This is a genomic window from Microbacterium sp. 2RAF4 (genome assembly GCF_052115285.1).
GTDB lineage: Bacteria > Actinomycetota > Actinomycetes > Actinomycetales > Microbacteriaceae > Microbacterium > Microbacterium oxydans.
Genome location: NZ_JBFRGI010000003.1, coordinates 226,110 through 242,039 on the forward strand (window position 1 = coordinate 226,110; position 15,930 = coordinate 242,039).

Consider the following 15,930-nt stretch of genomic DNA (forward strand, 5'->3'; position numbering starts at 1 on the left):
CAGCGGCATCGCGGAGTGTCGGCACGACGATCACGTCGGGCCGGCACTCCGTCGCACCCCTGCGTCGTTCAGCCCGGAATCACCCGAGCGCCGGCGTCTGCGCGCGACGACCAGGCCCGCTCCGAGTGCCAGCAGCAGCACCCCGGCGAGGAGGAACGGGACGCTGTCGGCTCCTGTCGCGGCGAGGTCGCCGTTCCTCGTCATGCCGGAACCGGCAGCCGCGCTCCCCAGCCCATCGGCGGGAGCAGCACCCGGAGCGGCTCCCCCGGGAGTGCCTCCGCCCGGGGCGGTTCCGCCGGGTGCGGCCGTGACGGCGACCTCAGCCGTCGTCTCCACGCCGTCCGGATCGATGAGCACGATGCGGTGAGCGCCCGGCTCCGTGTCGGCGGGAACGGTCACGGTCACGCGGAATACGCCGGTCACGTCCGTCGTCACGGCACCGAGCAGAACCGGCGTCGAACGCAGCTCGATGCGCAGCGCTGTGGTGGCAGGGAAGCCGGCACCGAAGATCGTGATCGCATCGCCGGCGGCGACCGATGCCGACTCCAGCGTCACGGTCGCCTGCTCGGGCTCGGGCGTCGCGCACCCGCCGTCGCAGACGGTGAAGTTCGCCAGCACCGCCTTGTGGTCGGAGGGCCAGACGGCATCCGGTGTCAGGATCTCATCGGCGCTGTCATCGACGACACGCTGGTTGCGCACGATCGTCGACTGCGGCCCCACGACGCTCGCTCCGTCGATCGACAGTCGCTCATCCGGCGTGGCGAAGACGTAGTCGATGCGGTCGCGTTCGTCGGCGTCGGGAGCCCAGGTCAGAGATGACGTGGGGAACAGAGGATTGTCAGACGGCCACGTGAAGCCCGGATTCGCCGCGGGATCGGGATGCACGGTGCGGAAGGCATCGACCAGGCCCCCGTCGAGCAGCTTCTGCGTCGTCTGCCAGGGAACGACGACGCCGTTGTGGTCGAAGAGGTCGGCGGTCGCTGCGGTCCAGTCCTGCGACGGCGGCTCGTTGAAGTCGCCGCCCACGATGGCGATACGTCCGGCCGTGCGCTCTGAGGCGATGTCGGCGAGCAGCTCTGCGGCGGCAGCAGGTCTGCCGGACTGCGCGTTCGCCTCCAGGATGGCCTCGACGTCCGTCACCGGAGCGTCGAGCTTGTCCCAGGTGTTCCATCCGGACGGCCAGTCGCCGTGGATCTCCCCTCCGTAACCGCGCGGGAGGTACGTGGTGTACCAGCGGTACTCCAGGTGGCCGCCGTACACGACGACCTCCGATCCGTTCACGTCGAGGACCGCCTTCGACCACCAGCGGCCGATCGTGTCGGTGGAGACGATCGGATAGCGCGAGACGATCCCGGTGTCGGTCGCCGTGAGGTGCTGGTAGCCGAGCAGCGCGGCGACCTGAGCAGGCGCCTGCCCCACTTCGGGGAGGAAGGTCACGTCGGCGTCGGTCTGCGCGATGACGTCGGCGATCTGACGCGCACCGTCGGCGACCTGGGTGCCACCGTGCCAGACGTTGAAGGTGAGCACGTTCAGGCCGCTCTTCCCTCCGACCTCGGGCTTCGGTTCAGCCGGCGCGACAGGCTGCTCCGGCTCCTCGTCCGTGACGGTGAGGTCGATCGGCCCGGCCAGCACGGTGTAGCCGTCGTCTTCGAGGAGGTAGACGTCGTACTCGCCCGCCCCCATCGTCGCCGAGTTGCGGGTCCAACCGTCCCGACGCGAAGGGTTCCACGCGACCTGGCCGGTCTGGTCGGGGACGTATCGCCAGTCGAGGGACGCCGGACCGCCGGGCACCGCGCCGTCACGGTAGATCCCGATCCAGTTGCGGTCGTGCACAGCTGAGCCGGCGTCGAACGAGAACGTGACCGTCTCGTCGATCCCGATGCGGGGAGTGTCCAGCGTGAGCATCCCGTCCGCCGCCTGAGCGGCGGGAACGACCAGAAGACCGGCGAGAACGATGCCGGTGCCGAGCAGGGCGAGGAGCCCCCGCTTCGGCCGAGAGGCGGAGGTCATGACGAGAAGGTCCTTTCGACGACGTGGCGCATCGAAAGCTACGGGCGCCGGATGACCGGACCGTGACCGTGAGGTGAATGGCAGAATCGGACGATGCCTGGTCTCCATCACGTCGAGCTGTGGATCGCCGACCTCGATGAGGTGCGCGCGCAGTGGCGCTGGATCCTCGAGCGTGTGGGGTTCTCCCTGGCGAGCGAATGGAGCGGCGGCGAGTCCTGGGCCGCAGGAGGCAGCTATCTCACGCTCACGATGTCTCCGAATCTGTCGAGCCCCGCACACGACCGTCGACGCGCCGGCCTCAACCATCTGGCTTTCCAGGGCGGTGATCGCACCGCAGTGGACACGCTGATGGCCGAGGCCGAGCGCCACGGCTGGCGACCCCTGTATGCGGAGCGCTACCCGCACGCCGGCGGCGACCAGCACTACGCGGGCTGGCTCGAGAACACTTCCGGCTTCAAGATCGAAGTGGTCGCGGACCCGTCGTAGCCGAGCCGGCGTGCTGTCAGGCCCCTAGGCGCCGTAGTCGGGCAGCTCCTGCAACGTCCAGGTGTTCCCGTCGGGATCGTCGAACGACACGAACCGTCCCCAATCGAGATCCTGGACGCCCCGTGCCTCGACGCCGAGCCCCTGCAGGTGCGCGAGCGCCTCGTCGGCATCGGGGACGACGACCTGGATCGTGTTCTGCTGTCCCGGCTCGAGCTCGATGCCCAACCCGGTGCCGAACGCGATCGAGCAGGCGGACCCCGGCGGTGTCATCTGCACGAAGCGCAGCCCCTCGACGGGCGTCTGGTCATGATCGGGGGTGAATCCGATCCTCTCGTAGAACTCCTTGGACCGGTCCACATCGGTGACCGGCACGAAGATGAGTTCGATCTTCCAGTCCATCACGCACTCCTCCTGTCGGGCTCCGTCGCCCGTCAGCCCCCACGGTACGCGGGGCCACCGACACTGCCTAGACTCCGAGACGACACCGCCGAGACGCCGCGATCCTCGGCGTCAGATCCACCCCTTGTCGAGCGCGATACGCACCGCCTGCGCACGATTGCTCGCTCCGGTCTTGCCGATGGCGGCGGACAGATGGTTGCGCACGGTGCCGGCCGACAGGAACACCTCGGCGGCGATCGCAGCCGCCGAGCGTCCGTCGGCGGCGAGTCGCAGCACCTGGCGTTCCCGGTCGCTCAGCGGGTTCGCTCCGTCGAACAGGCCGTCGGCGGCGAGCTGCGGATCCAGCACCCGCAATCCCGAGTGGACGCGACGGACGGCGTCGGCGAGCGTCTCCGCGGGAGTGTCCTTCACGATGAACCCGCTCGCCCCGGAGTCCAACGCGGAGCGCAGATAGCCGGGGCGCGCGAAGGTGGTTACCACGAGGACGCGCGTCCCCCCGCTCACCTGTCTGATCCGTCGCGTCGCCTCCACACCGTCCATGCCCGGCATCTGGATGTCCATCAGGCACACGTCGGGATGGAGCTCCTCCGCGAGCCGCACCGCCTCCGCGCCGTCCGCGGCCATGCCGACCACGGTCAGGTCGGGCTCGAGGTCGAGCAGCGCACCGAGCGCGCCTCGCACGAGCGCCTGATCGTCGGCGATCAGCAATCGGATGGACCCATCGCCGGGTGCCGTCACCATGTCACCTCCACGCGGGTTCCGTCGTTCTCGGTCGAGCCGAGGGCGAACGCCGCCCCCGCAGCCGCCGCGCGCTCCCGCATGCCGCGGATGCCGTTGCCCTCTGCGGTGGCGATACCCGCGCCGATACCCACTCCGTCGTCCTCCACGGCGAGCCGCCCCGGCCACAGGATGACCCGCACGGTGCGGGCTCGCGAATGCCGCAGGACGTTGGTGGTCGCCTCGCGGAGGATCCAGCTCGCCGTGATGGCCTGCACCGGCGACAGTGCCTCCGGCTCCCCATCGACTCGCATCTCGATGTCCGCCGCGCGGAGCGAATCCCGCGAAGAAGCGAGCTGCTCGATCAGGGTGGTCGCCCGCGCTCCTGCGACCGTCGAGCGCACTCCGGCGATCGCCTCTGCCGTCAGCCGCTCGATGTCTGCGAGCTCGGCCCTGGCGCGTTCGGGGTCGGAGTCCATGAGTCTCCGCACCAGCTGCGCTTTGAGACCCACCACCGTCAGCGAATGCCCGATCAGATCGTGCACGTCACGGGCCACGGCTTCGCGCCCCTCGCTGGTCGCGAGTTCGAGGCCGAGCCGCTCCGCCTCGGCCGAACGCAGGATGAGCCACGTCGACACCGTGTTGACCACCCCGAGCAGGGCGACGATCGCGAGCACCGACAGGTAGCTCAGTCCGCCAGGGATCAGGAACACGCAGAGTGCGGTCAGAGTGATCGCCGCGATGGTCGTGATCCAGTGCCATGCGCGTGTCAGGCCGTAGGACGCGAACGACATGATGAAAGGCAGGAAGCTGAGCGCCGATCCGCCTTCGGCGGGCACGGAGACCATGGCGCAGACGATGAGTGCGGCGAATGTGGCCCACTGCCGCTTCGACGGAGTGCGCCCCAGCCCGCCACCCCCGCGCATGCCGTGCATGAACCCGGTGACGTAGAGCACGACGAAAGCCACCAGAGCGACCCATCCCCCGACCACCCAGGCGAGGGGCGCCTCGGAACCGAGCAGGGCGATCACGGGGTAGACGAGGAACACCAGCCACACCACGGCCATCAGCCAGCCGAACCGCGCCCAGGGGTCCTTTCCCGTGGCGCGGCTCGTCGTGCGCTTCTCGTGCGGCGTCATCCGTCCAACCTACTGTCGCCGCGTGCCACTACTGCCGCGCCCGCGAGCGCTTCATTCCCATCGCGACGAGGAGCGCGAAGAGGGTGAGCCAGACGGCCACGTTGAGGAACAGCATCCACAGCGGATCGGTCTGCCCCGTCGTGAGCACCCCATCGGTGAGGGGCCAGCGGCTCAGCGCCACGAAGCCGTACAGCGGGGTGAACCGGGCGATGTCGAGCATCACGCCGTCGAGGGGCATGAACACGTTGCCGAAGAACGCGAAGAACGTCATCGAGATGGATGCGAGCGCCGCGGCCGAGTCCGAGCTGAAGAACAGTCCGACACCGAGTCCGAACAGCCCGTACATGAGACCGATCCCGAGGATGATGCCCGCCGTCGCGACCCACCGCCAGGCGTCCTCGGCCTGAGCACCGGTCATCATCCCGGCCGCGAACACCGCGATCAGGGCGAGCGCGGCGAAGGACACGGCAGTGAGCAGCTTGGTCAGCGCATACCCCGCAGTGGTGAGCGGGGTCATCGCGAGCTGCCGACCCCACCCCTGCTTCGCCTCGGTCGCCGCGAGCGAGGTGAGGGAGCTCATCGCCACAGCCGTGCCGTACGCCGCCATCGAGGTCATGACGTAGAACGAGACGTTCCCGTGGCCGGCTGAGAGCGAGCCGTATCCCATCCCGGCACCGAACAGCAGGTACATCGCGACGGGCATCGCCAGGGTGAACGCGAGCGTGTAGGGGTTGCGCAGTTGGCGGACGCCTTCGATGCGCAGCATGGTGGGTGAGACGAGCATGTCAGTTCTCCGTCAGAGCCGTGAAGGCGGTTTCGAGGGTGGGGGCGGCGATCTCGAGGTCATGCGCGCCGCCGGCGAGGAGGATCCGGGCTGCCGCATCGGAGTCCGTCGCGCGCAGACTGAGACGATCCCCGTCCACACGCACGGTTGCGATCCCCTCCGTCGCCGTCAGCGTCGCGACGAGCGCGGTCGGGTCGTCGTCGACCGTCGCGGACACCGTCCGCTCCCCGAGGCTGGCGCGCAGCAGCGCGGTGGGGGCGTCAGCGACGACCGTTCCGCGATGCATCACGACGGTCCGCCGGGCGAACTGCTCCGCCTCTTCGAGGTAGTGGGTGGCGAAGACGATCGTGCGTCCCGCGTCGGCATCCGCACGCATCACGTCCCAGAAGTGGCGGCGGGCGGTGACATCCATCCCCGCCGTCGGCTCGTCGAGCACCAGGATGTCGGGGTCGGAGATCATGGCGAGCGCGAACTTCACGCGCTGCTGCTCACCACCCGAGCACTTCGACACCCGTCGGCGGGCGAGAGCCGTGAGGTCGGCGCGCGCCATGACCTCATCGACCCTGCCCCGCGCCTCGTCTCCGTAGAGGGAGGCGATGAGGTGCACGGTCTCCCCGACGGTGAGGTCGCCCAGCAATCCGCCCGTCTGCAGCACGGCGCCGATCGCACCGCTGGAGGTCGCACGCTCCGGAGCCACCCCGAGCACGCGGACGGTGCCGCTGCTCGGTTCGGTGAGTCCCAGCAGCATGTCGAGCGTGGTCGTCTTGCCGGCCCCGTTCGGTCCCAGCAGCGCCACGACCTCGCCCCGCCGGATGGACAGGTCGACTCCGTCCACGGCCTGCACACGGCGCTCCCCGGCACCGAAGTGTCGTCTCACGGCGCTGAGCTCCAGCACCACAGGGTCATCGGTCTGGGCCGCGGAAACCGGTCGCGCGATGACCCGCGTCGCCGATCCGTCCCTTGAGGTGTTGTCCATGCCTCCAGCCTCGCCCGATGCCGACGAGGAGTCCGGAGGGCGGTGTCATCGCCTCGACGTGACACGTGTCATGTCGAGAGCCTCGGCTCATCGTGCCGGGAGCAGCGCCCCCTCGAGGAACTCGGAGAGCTCGGCCGTGTCGCCCAAGGGCAGGATCGCCGCCACATACTGGTCGGGGCGCACCACGACCACCACGCCGTCGCGCGACAGCTCGCGCGCTGCGAAGATGTCGGTCTCCGTCCATTTGCTGGGACCCGCCGCGTAGACCTTCTCCCAGTCGGTGAGCCCGAGGGGCCCGGTCTTCGGCTGGAACAGCTCGGGTGCCGAGGTGACCTCGACCTCCTCGAAGGGCTGCTGGTAGACGGCCTTGACGTCGAAGATCGCATCGACGTCGGCGTCCGCCGGAGTGAAGCGCGCGAACAGCGGACCGGCCTGCTCCGCCCACGCGGCGAGCGCATCGCCGGTGCGGTCGCCGAACGCGTACACGCGCCAGCGCCCGTCGGCCTTCGCATGGTGTCCGAGGTGCACCACGTTGCCGTCGCCGACACGCACGACCTCGGCCGACTTGAACCGCTTGCCCAGGGGATAGCCGGGCGCCAGCGCCTGGTGCGCGGCGCTCCCCGTGATCATGGAGGGCGTGTACTGCGTCATGAACCCGGACGGGAACTCGGCCGTTGCGAGGTAGTACGTGGCCAGTTCGTTGGGGTCGGAGATCTCCTCGGGCTTGCGGGCCATCAGGCTCGACCATTCGCGGTCGAAGTCGATCAGCTGCTGGGCGACGGGGCGCCGCTCGGCGCCGTACGTGGCCAGGAGCGCCTCGGGAGCCCGGCCCGTGAGCACCGACCCGAGCTTCCATCCGAGGTTGAAGCCGTCCTGCATGGACACGTTCATGCCCTGGCCGGCCTTGGCGCTGTGCGTGTGGCAGGCGTCGCCGGTGAGGAACACGCGGGGTGTGCGTCCGGAGCCGTCGATGACGTCGTCGAAGCCGTCGGTCACGCGGTGGCCGACCTCGTACACGCTGTGCCAGGCGACTTCGCGCACGTCGAGCGTGTACGGGTGCAGGATGGCGTTGGCGCGACGGATGATCTCCTCGATGGGAGTCTGGCGCACCCGGTGGTCATCGTCCTCCGCGACTTCACCGAGGTCGATGTACATGCGCGAGAGGTATCCGCCCTCGCGCGGGATATGCAGGATGTTGCCCGCCTCCGAGTTGATCGCGCACTTGGTGCGCCAGTCCGGGAAGTCGGTGTTGACGAGCACGTCCATCACACCCCAGGCATGCGCGGCGGAGGCGCCGACATGCGTGCGTCCGATGGCCTGTCGCACGCCGCTGCGCGCACCGTCGCAGCCGGCGACGAACTTCGCGTGGATCGTGCGCTCTTCCCCCGCGCGCTCACCTGCGACGTAGCGGATTCCCACTTCGACCGGGTACTCCCCCTCGTCGTGGACCGTGAGCCCGGTGAACTCGATCCCGTAGTCGGGCAGGATCCGCCCTGGGCCGTTCGCCGCGGCCTCGGCGAAGTAGTCGAGCACGCGCGCCTGGTTGACGATGAGGTGCGGGAACTCGCAGATGTCGTAGGCGTAGTCGGCCGTACGGGAGGTGCGGACGATCTCGTCGCGCTTGTCGGGGTTCGGGCCCCAGAAGTTCATCCAGCCGATGTTGTAGGCCTCGGCGATGATCCGCTCGGCGAACCCGAACGCCTGGAACGTCTCGACGCTGCGCGGCTGGATGCCGTCGGCCTGTCCGAGTGGGAGGCGGCCGTCGCGCTTCTCGATGATGCGGGTGGAGATCTCGGGGTACTGCGCCATCTGGGCGGCCAGCAGCATTCCGGCAGGCCCCGATCCGACGATGAGCACGTCGATCTCGTCAGGAAGGTCGGCGGGGCGGGCTGCGCCGATGCCGGCCGCGTCCTGCACGCGCGGGTCAGCGGACACATAGCCGTGGTGGTGGAACTGCATCGTCGTCGATTCCTTCCGGACGTCTTCGTCGGGTGTTGGGTGTCGGGTCATGCGCGTCGGGCGTTGCGCGTCGTGTCGTATGTGAGGAACTCTTGCGGTGAAAAACACCTGTGTTCTATATTCGAACAGAGAGTTCTACTATTGAACACAGCCTAAACCGCGCCGTCCGTCATCGCAAGGGAGCACCCCCATGCCCGGCAGCACCACCTCTCCCGCTTCGCAGACTCTGAGCCGCGGCATCCGGATCCTCGAGGTGCTGGCCGATGCCCGCACGCCCCTCACGATCGACGAGCTCGCGTCCCGACTCGGCGTGCACCGCTCGATCGCCTATCGACTGCTGCGCACGCTGGAGGACCACGGTCTCGTCACGCGCGATGCCGCAGGGGCCGTGAGCCTCGGCGCCCGGATGGCCGCACTCGCAGCCGGCGTCGCGCACGACCTCCAGGCCGAGGCACTGCCCGAGCTCACGGCCATCGCCAACGAACTCGGCATGACCTGCTTCCTCGGCGTGCTGGACGGCGAGGAGTGCATCACCCTCGCGAGCGTCGAGCCCCGGCATGCCGTCGCGAGCGTCGCCCAGCGCCCTGGCGCCCGTCACCCGGTCACTGTCGGCGCACCCGGCAAGGCCATCCTGTCGCTGCTCCCCGAGGATGAGTGGCCGGCGGTCGTGCCGCCGACCCTCGCCGGCGATGTGGAGTCGACCCGCATCCGCGGCTATGCGACGAGCCACGACGAGGTCATCCCCACGGTGCAGGCCGTCGCCGTCCCCCTCGCCCTGCGCGGGCAGCGCCCCGCCGCGATCGCCGTGGTGCACGTGTCCACAGACCTCGACGATGCCGAGATCGCCGCACGGCTCCAGCGTGCGGCGTCGGACATCCGCGACGCTCTCGACGGCTGACGCCCGGCTCCGCGAAGACCCTGCACAGACGAACGCTCCCGCCGCACTTCCTGTCGGTCGCCGTACGGCAGACGACAGGGAGTGCGACGGGAGCAGGTCGAAGAGCGTGTGCTGCTCAGGCCTTCGCGAGTCCGTAGATCGGGCTGACGGACTGCTCCTCCTCGTGATCCGGTCCGAGCGGGATGCCCGAGCGGTCGCGCAGCAGCAGGGTCGCGACGAGACCCAGCACGGTCATGCCGGCCAGGTACCAGGTGACGGCCCCCGTCGAGCCGGTCGCCTTCACGATGGCCGTCGCGATCGTCGGCGCGAAGGCCCCACCGGCGATGGCACCGATGGCGTACGAGATCGAGACGCCCGAGAACCGGATGCTCGCAGGGAACAGCTCAGCGTACAGCGCCGCCTGCGGGCCGTAGGTGAATCCGAGTCCGATGGTGAGGATCGCGAGTCCGGCGAACAGCAGGCCGACCTCGCCGGTGTTGACCAGCGGGAACAGCGTGAACACACCCACCAGCTGCAGCACCCAGCCGACGATGTACGTCGTGCGGCGGCCGATGCGGTCGGAGAGCCACCCCGCGAGGAGTGTCGTGAGCAGCCAGGTGACCGCGGATCCGGCGACAGCCCAGAGCACGGGGCCGCGCTCGAGGCCGATGGAGCCCGCGGGGTCCGTGGCATACCCCTGGATGTAGCCACCGGTGGTCATGTAGCCGACCGCGTTGTTGCCGGCGAACACGAACGCGGCGACGATCACGAGCAGCAGGTGCTTGCGGAACAGCTGCGCGATCGGCATCCTGGCCTTCTCCTTGCGAGCCGCGAGCTCGGTGAACACCGGGCTCTCCTCGACCTTGCGGCGCACGTAGTAGCCGACGAGGATCAGCACGACGCTCAGCAGGAACGGCACGCGCCAACCCCACGCGAGGAACTGGTCGCCCGGGGCGATCACCGTCATGAGCGCCATCACACCGGAGGCGAGCAGGAGGCCGAGAGGCACGCCGATCTGCGGGGACGCTCCGAAGATGCCACGCTTCTTGCGGGGAGCGTGCTCGACGGCCATCAGCACCGCGCCGCCCCACTCGCCGCCCGCCGAGATGCCCTGCACGATGCGCAGCAGCACCAGCAGGATCGGCGCCATCAGCCCGATGGTCTCGTAGGTGGGGAGGATGCCGATGAGGGCCGTGGCCGCACCCATCAGGATCAGCGTCCACATCAGCACGGTCTTGCGCCCGAGCTTGTCACCGTAGTGGCCGGCGAGGAAGGCGCCGAGGGGACGGAACAGGAAGCTGACACCGACTGTCGCGAAGCCGATCAGGGCGCTGTTCTCGCCGAGCGGGGCGAAGAAGAGCTGGCCGAAGACGAGCCCGACGGCCGTGGCGTAGATGAAGAAGTCGTACCACTCGACGGTGGTGCCGACGACGGTGGCGAACACGACACGACGTCTGTCTGCCGCTGTCGCGATGGTTCCGGTGGGCGTGAACCCAGCCTGTGACTGCCCGCTCATGGGGTGTCTCCTTTGGTTGTGACCGCATTGTCACGGCGCGCGACGGACGTGAATCCGGAGTGCTTGCCGAGGGGTGAACCGATAATATATGATTTCGAATACGACGCACAAGGCGTCGCGCAGGACACCGACAGCGCGAGGAGGCGCCCCGTGACGGAACCCATCGACCGCCCCGGCAAGATCATCGCGATCCACCTGAGCTACGCCTCCCGTGCGGATCAGCGCGGCCGGCGCCCCGCCGCCCCCTCCTACTTCTTCAAGCCGGCCAGCTCCGTCGGCGTCTCCGGCGGCACCGTCGAGCGGCCCGCCGGTACCGAGCTGCTCGCGTTCGAGGGAGAGATCGCGCTCGTCATCGGCTCCGCCGCGCGCCGCGTCTCCCTCGACGACGCCTGGTCCCACGTGGGTTGGGTGACCGCCTCGAACGACCTCGGCCTGTACGACCTGCGCGCGAACGACAAGGGCTCGAACGTGCGCTCCAAAGGCGGCGACGGGTACACCCCGCTCGGGCCCGAGCTGATCGATGCCCGCACCGTCGACCCCGCTGCGCTGCGCGTACGCACCTGGGTCAACGGCGAGCTCCGCCAGGACGACACCACGGCAGGGCTGATCTTCCCGCTCGCCCAACTCGTCGCCGACCTGTCCCAGCACTTCACGCTCGAGCCCGGCGATGTGATCCTCACCGGCACACCCGCCGGCTCATCCGTCATCGTCCCCGGCGACGTCGTCGAGGTCGAGGTGGACGCACCGGATGCACCGGGAGCCCCGAGCTCGGGGCGCCTCGTCACCACCGTGACGCAGGGTGAGTCTCCGTTCGACGGAGAAATCGGCTCGCTCCCCGCCGTGGACGACCTGCAGCGCACCGAGGCATGGGGCTCGCGGGCAGAAGCAGGACTGCCTCCCGTCGAGAAGGCTCCCGGTCTCACACCCGAACTGCGCGCACAGCTGCGGGAGGCGCCGACGGCCGGACTCTCGGCGCAGCTCCGCAAGCGCGGACACCACTCCTGCTTCATCGACGGGGTCTCGGTCAACATCCCGGGACAGAAGATCGTCGGCACCGCGAAGACGCTGCGCTTCGTCCCGTTCCGCGAAGACCTCTTCGCCTCGCACGGCGGCGGCTACAACGCCCAGAAGCGGGCGTTCGACGCCGTGGAGGACGGCGAGGTCATCGTGATCGAAGCTCGCGGCGATGCCACGACGGGCACGCTCGGCGACATCCTGGCCCTGCGCGCCAAGGTGCGCGGTGCAGCGGGAGTCGTCACCGACGGCGGCGTCCGCGACTACGACGCGGTGGCCGAGATCGGCCTTCCCGTGTTCTCGCAGGGCGCGCACCCGTCGGTGCTCGGTCGCAAGCACGTGCCGTGGGACGTGGACGTCACGATCTCCTGCGGCGGAGCGACCGTGCAGCCCGGCGACATCATCGTCGGCGACAGCGACGGCGTGATCGTGATCCCACCGGCCCTGGCCGCCGAGGTCGCGGCGAGCGCCGTCGCGCAGGAGATCGAGGACGCCTGGATCGCCGAGCAGGTCGCCGCAGGACACCCGGTCGACGGCCTCTTCCCCTTGAACGCCGAGTGGCGGGCACGCTACGAGAAGGCCGTATCCGACGGGAGCGCGCGATGACCACGACGGCCGCGAGCAAGTCCGAGGTCGCGTACGAGTGGCTGCGCTCGCGCATCACGGGACACATGTTCAGCCCCGGATACCGGCTGGTGCTGGGATCCATCGCCGACGATCTCCAGATGAGCGTCGTCCCCGTGCGAGAGGCGATCCGCCGTCTCGAGGCCGAAGGACTCGTGACGTTCGAGCGCAACGTCGGCGCGCGGGTGACCCTCGTCGATGAGAGCGAGTACGCGCACACGATGCAGACGCTCGGCCTCGTCGAGGGCTGCGCCACCGCCCTGTCCGCTCCCCTGCTCGACGACCAGGCCCTCGACGAGGCTGCCAGGATCAACGACCGGATGGCGCAGATGCTCGACCACCTCGACGCGCACGCCTTCACCGAGCTCAACCGCCAGTTCCATTCGGTGCTGTTCGAGCCGTGCCCCAACCCGCACCTGCTCGATCTCGTGCACCGCGGCTGGTCGCGGCTCTCCGGCATCCGCGAGACGACCTTCGCCTCGATTCCTGGGCGCGCCCAGCATTCGGTCGAAGAGCACACCGAGATCCTCGACCTCATCCGTGCGGGTGCCGACCCGCTCGAGATCGAGCTCGCCGCCCGCAACCACCGCTGGCGCACCATGGACGCGTTCCTCGACGCCCTGCACACCCGTTCCGCACAGACGACTTCAGCACAGACGACCGGAGAAAACTCATGACCGATTCGCGCATCCCCGCGGACCTCCCCGACCACATCCAGCACTACATCGACGGCGCCTTCGTGGATTCCGTCGACGGCGACACGTTCGACGTGCTCGACCCGGTGACGAACAAGACCTACACCACGGCCGCCGCCGGCAAGAAGGCCGACATCGAGCTCGCGGTGGCCGCCGCCAAGCGCGCCTTCGACGAAGGTCCCTGGCCGCGCATGCTGCCGCGCGAGCGCTCGCGCGTGCTGCACAAGATCGCCGACATCGTGGAGTCCCGCGACGCCCGGCTCGCCGAGCTGGAGTCGTACGACTCCGGCCTGCCGATCACGCAGGCGTTGGGTCAGGCCCGCCGCGCCGCCGAGAACTTCCGCTTCTTCGCCGATCTGATCGTCGCGCAGGCCGACGACGCCTTCAAGGTGCCGGGCAAGCAGATGAACTACGTCAACCGCAAGCCCATCGGCGTGGCGGGACTCATCACCCCCTGGAACACACCGTTCATGCTCGAGTCCTGGAAGCTCGGCCCCGCCCTCGCCACCGGCAACACGGTCGTGCTGAAGCCGGCCGAGTTCACGCCCCTGTCGGCGTCCCTGTGGGCGGGCATCTTCGAGGAAGCCGGCCTTCCCCAGGGCGTGTTCAACCTCGTGAACGGTCTCGGCGAAGATGCGGGCGACGCCCTGGTGAAGCACCCCGACGTGCCGCTCATCTCGTTCACCGGCGAGAGCTCGACCGGGCAGTTGATCTTCGGCAACGCGGCGCCCTTCCTCAAGGGGCTCTCGATGGAGCTCGGTGGCAAGTCGCCCGCCGTGGTCTTCGCCGATGCCGACCTGGAGGCAGCCGTCGACGCGACCATCTTCGGAGTCTTCTCCCTGAACGGCGAGCGCTGCACGGCAGGTTCGCGCATCCTCGTAGAGCGGTCGATCTACGAGGAGTTCGTGGAGCGCTACGCGGCGCAGGCGAAGCGCGTGAAGGTCGGCTACCCGCACGACCCCGCCACGGAGGTCGGAGCGCTCGTTCACCCCGAGCACTACGACAAGGTGATGAGCTACGTCGAGATCGGCAAGGGCGAGGGCCGTCTGGTCGCCGGCGGCGGCCGTCCGGAAGGCTTCGAGGAAGGGAACTTCGTCGCACCGACCGTGTTCGCCGATGTCTCCCCCGACGCCCGTATCTTCCAGGAGGAGATCTTCGGCCCGGTCGTCGCGATCACCCCCTTCGACTCGGACGCGGAGGCGCTGTCGCTCGCGAACAACACCAAGTACGGTCTGGCCGCCTACATCTGGACCAACGACCTCAAGCGCGCGCACAACTTCGCGCAGTCGGTCGAAGCCGGCATGGTGTGGCTGAACAGCAACAACGTGCGGGACCTCCGTACCCCGTTCGGCGGTGTGAAGGCATCGGGCCTCGGCCACGAGGGCGGCTACCGCTCCATCGACTTCTACACCGACCAGCAGAGTGTGCACATCACGCTCGCGGAGCACTCGCACAACCCGACCTTCGGCAAGAACTGACCACAACCCCTCCGCTCCGGTCGCGATATGACAGGCTTCTCGCCCGATTCCCCTGGAATATCGCGACCGGAACCGTAAGCAAGGACGCTGACATGACACACCGCGACGACATGACCCTGACCTCCTCGGGCTTCTACGTCTCCCAGGAGGCGCCGATCCGCTCGGACAACCCCATCGCGACGCCGCAGAGCTCGCCGCCGGACATCCTCCGCTGCGCCTACATGGAGCTCGTGGTCACCGACCTCGCCGCGTCGCGCCAGTTCTACGTCGACATCCTGGGTCTGTACGTGACCGCGGAGGACGACGAGGCGATCTACCTGCGCTCGACCGAGGAGTTCATCCACCACAACCTCGTGCTGCGCAAGGGACCGATCGCCGCCGTCGCCGCCTTCTCGTACCGCGTCCGCACGCCGGAGGACCTCGACCGCGCCGTCGAGTTCTACACCGAGCTGGGCTGCGACGTGCGCCGCAGGGAGGACGGCTTCGTGAAGGGCATCGGCGACTCGGTGCGTGTGGTCGACCCCCTCGGCTTCCCGTACGAGTTCTTCTACGCCACCGAGCACGTCGAGCGGATGTCGTGGCGGTACGACCTGCACATCCCCGGCGAGCTGGTGCGGCTCGACCACTTCAACCAGGTCACCCCCGATGTGCCGCGCGCCGTCGGCTTCATGCAGGACCTCGGCTTCCGCGTCACGGAGGACATCCAGGACGAGGAGGGCACGGTCTACGCCGCCTGGATGCGCCGCAAGCCCACCGTGCACGACACGGCCATGACCGGCGGCGACGGACCCCGTATGCACCACGTGTGCTTCGCGACGCACGAGAAGCACAACATCCTCGCGATCTGCGACAAGCTCGGAGCTCTGCGCCGGTCCGACTCGATCGAGCGCGGTCCCGGCCGTCACGGTGTGAGCAACGCGTTCTACCTCTACCTGCGCGACCCCGACGGGCACCGCGTCGAGGTGTACACGCAGGACTACTACACGGGCGACCCCGACAACCCGGTCATCACCTGGGACGTGCACGACAACCAGCGCCGCGACTGGTGGGGCAACCCCGTCGTCCCGTCCTGGTACACGGATGCGTCTCTGGTGCTCGACCTCGACGGCAACCCGCAACCTGTGGTCGCCCGCACCGACTCCAGCGAGATGGCCGTGACCATCGGCGCCGACGGCTTCTCCTACACGCGAGCTGACGACGATAAGGACATGCCCGAATACAAGCAGGGCGAGTACAAGCTCGGCCACCAGCTCTAG

14 protein-coding genes are annotated in these 15,930 nt (G+C 68.9%); 6 read left to right on the forward strand and 8 right to left on the reverse strand.

Translation table 11 applies throughout. The features are described from left to right. Nucleotides 1-30 precede the first annotated feature (30 nt). Entirely contained in the window at nt 31-2,010 is a 1,980-nt protein-coding gene (locus AB4070_RS14595) for an endonuclease/exonuclease/phosphatase family protein (RefSeq protein ID WP_441980738.1), read from the reverse strand. A gap of 93 nt (nt 2,011-2,103) precedes the next feature. On the opposite strand from AB4070_RS14595, the gene AB4070_RS14600 reads away from it, so the two are divergent. Then, complete coding sequence (locus AB4070_RS14600; RefSeq protein ID WP_441980739.1) at nt 2,104-2,496, forward strand: VOC family protein; 393 nt, start codon at nt 2,104-2,106, stop codon at nt 2,494-2,496. Nucleotides 2,497-2,520: 24 nt separating this feature from the next. On the opposite strand, the gene AB4070_RS14605 is transcribed toward AB4070_RS14600, so the two are convergent. The 6 genes from AB4070_RS14605 to AB4070_RS14630 form a co-directional block, all read right to left on the reverse strand. Then, nucleotides 2,521-2,895 carry a VOC family protein gene (locus AB4070_RS14605; RefSeq protein WP_441980740.1) on the reverse strand — a complete coding sequence of 125 codons (375 nt, stop codon included), beginning with the start codon at nt 2,893-2,895 and terminating at the stop codon, nt 2,521-2,523. A gap of 111 nt (nt 2,896-3,006) precedes the next feature. Continuing rightward, nucleotides 3,007-3,636, reverse strand: a complete 630-nt coding sequence (locus AB4070_RS14610) for a response regulator (RefSeq protein ID WP_441980741.1) — start codon at nt 3,634-3,636, stop codon at nt 3,007-3,009. Further along, a complete protein-coding gene (locus AB4070_RS14615; RefSeq protein ID WP_441980742.1) occupies nt 3,630-4,751 on the reverse strand; it encodes a sensor histidine kinase in 1,122 nt (373 codons plus the stop codon). The genes AB4070_RS14610 and AB4070_RS14615 overlap by 7 nt, the downstream gene beginning before the upstream one ends. A gap of 28 nt (nt 4,752-4,779) precedes the next feature. Beyond that, nucleotides 4,780-5,535: an ABC transporter permease gene (locus AB4070_RS14620; protein ID WP_441980743.1), complete on the reverse strand. Its 756-nt coding sequence runs from the start codon at nt 5,533-5,535 to the stop codon at nt 4,780-4,782. 1 nt (nt 5,536) lies between these two features. Then, nucleotides 5,537-6,511: an ABC transporter ATP-binding protein gene (locus tag AB4070_RS14625; protein WP_441980744.1), complete on the reverse strand. Its 975-nt coding sequence runs from the start codon at nt 6,509-6,511 to the stop codon at nt 5,537-5,539. An 87-nt stretch (nt 6,512-6,598) separates the two neighbouring features. Beyond that, entirely contained in the window at nt 6,599-8,470 is a 1,872-nt protein-coding gene (locus AB4070_RS14630) for an FAD-dependent monooxygenase (RefSeq protein ID WP_441980892.1), read from the reverse strand. A 190-nt stretch (nt 8,471-8,660) separates the two neighbouring features. Here AB4070_RS14630 and AB4070_RS14635 point away from each other — a divergent pair, with 190 nt between their 5' ends. Then, nucleotides 8,661-9,368 carry an IclR family transcriptional regulator gene (locus AB4070_RS14635; RefSeq protein WP_282846156.1) on the forward strand — a complete coding sequence of 236 codons (708 nt, stop codon included), beginning with the start codon at nt 8,661-8,663 and terminating at the stop codon, nt 9,366-9,368. A 115-nt stretch (nt 9,369-9,483) separates the two neighbouring features. On the opposite strand, the gene AB4070_RS14640 is transcribed toward AB4070_RS14635, so the two are convergent. Beyond that, complete coding sequence (locus tag AB4070_RS14640; RefSeq protein ID WP_441980745.1) at nt 9,484-10,863, reverse strand: MFS transporter; 1,380 nt, start codon at nt 10,861-10,863, stop codon at nt 9,484-9,486. A 150-nt stretch (nt 10,864-11,013) separates the two neighbouring features. Here AB4070_RS14640 and AB4070_RS14645 point away from each other — a divergent pair, with 150 nt between their 5' ends. From AB4070_RS14645 to hpaD, 4 genes are all read left to right on the forward strand, one after another. After that, complete coding sequence (locus AB4070_RS14645) at nt 11,014-12,483, forward strand: fumarylacetoacetate hydrolase family protein (RefSeq protein ID WP_441980746.1); 1,470 nt, start codon at nt 11,014-11,016, stop codon at nt 12,481-12,483. Then, nucleotides 12,480-13,178 carry a GntR family transcriptional regulator gene (locus AB4070_RS14650; RefSeq protein ID WP_441980747.1) on the forward strand — a complete coding sequence of 233 codons (699 nt, stop codon included), beginning with the start codon at nt 12,480-12,482 and terminating at the stop codon, nt 13,176-13,178. The genes AB4070_RS14645 and AB4070_RS14650 overlap by 4 nt, the downstream gene beginning before the upstream one ends. Continuing rightward, nucleotides 13,175-14,674: a 5-carboxymethyl-2-hydroxymuconate semialdehyde dehydrogenase gene (gene hpaE, locus AB4070_RS14655; protein WP_441980748.1), complete on the forward strand. Its 1,500-nt coding sequence runs from the start codon at nt 13,175-13,177 to the stop codon at nt 14,672-14,674. Before AB4070_RS14650 ends, hpaE begins: the two co-directional genes overlap by 4 nt. A 92-nt stretch (nt 14,675-14,766) precedes the next feature. Then, nucleotides 14,767-15,930 (forward strand): 3,4-dihydroxyphenylacetate 2,3-dioxygenase, encoded by a 1,164-nt coding sequence (hpaD, locus tag AB4070_RS14660; RefSeq protein WP_441980749.1) that lies wholly within the window; start codon nt 14,767-14,769, stop codon nt 15,928-15,930.